A 1,746-nucleotide genomic window follows, 5' to 3' on the forward strand; every position below is an offset into this window, starting at 1 on the left:
CCGCCGTCAGCGACGTCTTGCCATGGTCGACGTGGCCAATCGTGCCGATGTTCACGTGAGGCTTGTTACGCTCGAATTTACCTTTTGCCATAGTCTCTTTCCTTGGACGGCCTGGACCTTCAGTTCAGTCGAATGCGGGGCGATTAGCGACAAAGGCCAAAAAACACAAGCGTCTTTTGGCCGGGTGCCGTCTCACCCAGTCCGAACCATCGATCCGATTGCGGGGATGTGGCGCTGATATAGGAAGGATCGAGACAAAATGAAATGGGTGACGAGCCGATCGATGGAAGCCGCGATAATGCTGTCTTGCCTGCCCAACCCCTGTCTGATTCATGACCAGGCCATGGACCATTGCTGAAGTCATCGAGGTCTGATCTCCTGACCGGATGCACTTCATCCCGCCCTCAATCCGTGGCCCGCTGTTCATGATCGTTTCGACAGGATCGTATCTCGTCAACGACACGATGATGAAACTCGCGACGGCGGGCCTGCCGTCCTACGAAGTGCTGTTTCTAAGGGGTGCCGCGGCAGCGCTCTGGGGCTTTCCGCTGTTGTTCGCACTGGGCTACGGCAAGCAGATCCCGCTGATCTTCGACGGCCGTGTGCTGCGCAGGAACCTGCTCGAGCTGGCGGCGATCCTTTGCTATGTCGTGGCGCTCGCCAACATGCAGATCGCCGATTCCACCGCGCTCGGACAGATCACGCCGCTCTTGATGCTGGTCGGCTCCTCGATCCTGTTTGGCGAGCGGATCGGTGGCCAGCGCATGGCGCTGATCGGGCTCGGCTTCATCGGCGCGCTGATGGTGGCGCAGCCGACCATGCAAGGCATTTCGGTTTACGCCCTGCTGGCGCTCGGCAACGCAGCGCTTGCGGCGGCGCGCGACCTTGCCGGCAGGCGGGTCTCGGCCGAAGTGCCGGGCATGATCGTGGCGATTTCCGCCGTCGTGGTGGTGCTGATCGGCGCCGGTGCCGCGCATCTGGTTTCCGAGCGCTGGGTGATGCCCGGGATGCACCATTTGCTGCTGATGGCAGGTGCTGGTTTTTTCCTGATCTTCGGCCACTTCTTCATCTTCATGGCCTATCGCGTCGGACCGACCAGCGCCGTGGCACCGTTCTACTATTCCTTCACCGTCTGGGCGGTGATTTCAGGCCTGCTGGTGTTCGGGCAATTCCCCAACGCGCTGGCGGTCTGCGGCATCCTGCTGGTTGTCGGCAGCGGGCTGACCATCGTGTCGCTGGATCAGCGCCAGCGCCGGCTGGCCGTCGTCGCATAGCCCCATTTATCTCCGCCGAGTGCTTGCGCACGTTTTTCCACGCTGATCTTTTTCGGCGCTGCCGACGTAATCCTGATAGGCAAGCTGCCGCACGTGCCGGCCCGCAGCCGGTCTTGCCTCGGCAGAAGTCGAAACCTCAGACGATCCGGCTGGCGCCTAAAGCGTCCGCTTTGCGCTGAACTGGTGATAGGCCCACAGGACGACCATCGCGCCTGGTGCGCGGTGTTTCGGCTTGCCGGTGCTGGGGATGAGTGTCTGGAGCGGGTAGCGGGAATCGAACCCGCATATTCAGCTTGGAAGGCTGCTGCTCTACCACTGAGCTATACCCGCGCACGCAAGCCCTAGCTATTCGACAAGGTTCCGAAGGTCAAGGCGCCTCCTGCGACCCAGCAGGGCAATCGGGTGAGTTAACGCGTGACAAGGGGTTTAGGAGCTGAATCTGTCGAGAGCATCTGATTCTTTGAAGGATGCT

The 1,746-nt window shown here is 60.9% G+C and carries 2 protein-coding genes and 1 tRNA gene; 1 reads left to right on the forward strand and 2 read right to left on the reverse strand.

From position 1 onward, the window contains the following. The coding region (locus tag NKH03_RS34625) for a GTP-binding protein (protein ID WP_032908143.1) at window positions 1-91 on the reverse strand (91 nt) is incomplete at its 3' end. Between the two features lie 295 nt (window positions 92-386). Here NKH03_RS34625 and NKH03_RS34630 point away from each other — a divergent pair. Beyond that, on the forward strand, window positions 387-1,274 hold the full coding sequence (locus NKH03_RS34630; RefSeq protein ID WP_352973326.1) for a DMT family transporter: 888 nt from the start codon (window positions 387-389) through the stop codon (window positions 1,272-1,274). Between the two features lie 256 nt (window positions 1,275-1,530). On the opposite strand, the gene NKH03_RS34635 is transcribed toward NKH03_RS34630, so the two are convergent. After that, window positions 1,531-1,604 (reverse strand) — tRNA-Gly (locus NKH03_RS34635). Between the last annotated feature and the right edge of the window lie 142 nt (window positions 1,605-1,746).

Origin of the sequence: Mesorhizobium sp. M1406, from assembly GCF_040317555.1 — a bacterium.
GTDB lineage: Bacteria > Pseudomonadota > Alphaproteobacteria > Rhizobiales > Rhizobiaceae > Mesorhizobium.

What these genes read in the sequence shown, in the direction of transcription:
- NKH03_RS34630 (WP_352973326.1), top strand. Translation starts at nt 387, where the DNA reads ATGCACTTCATCCCGCCCTCAATCCGTGGCCCGCTGTTCATGATCGTT.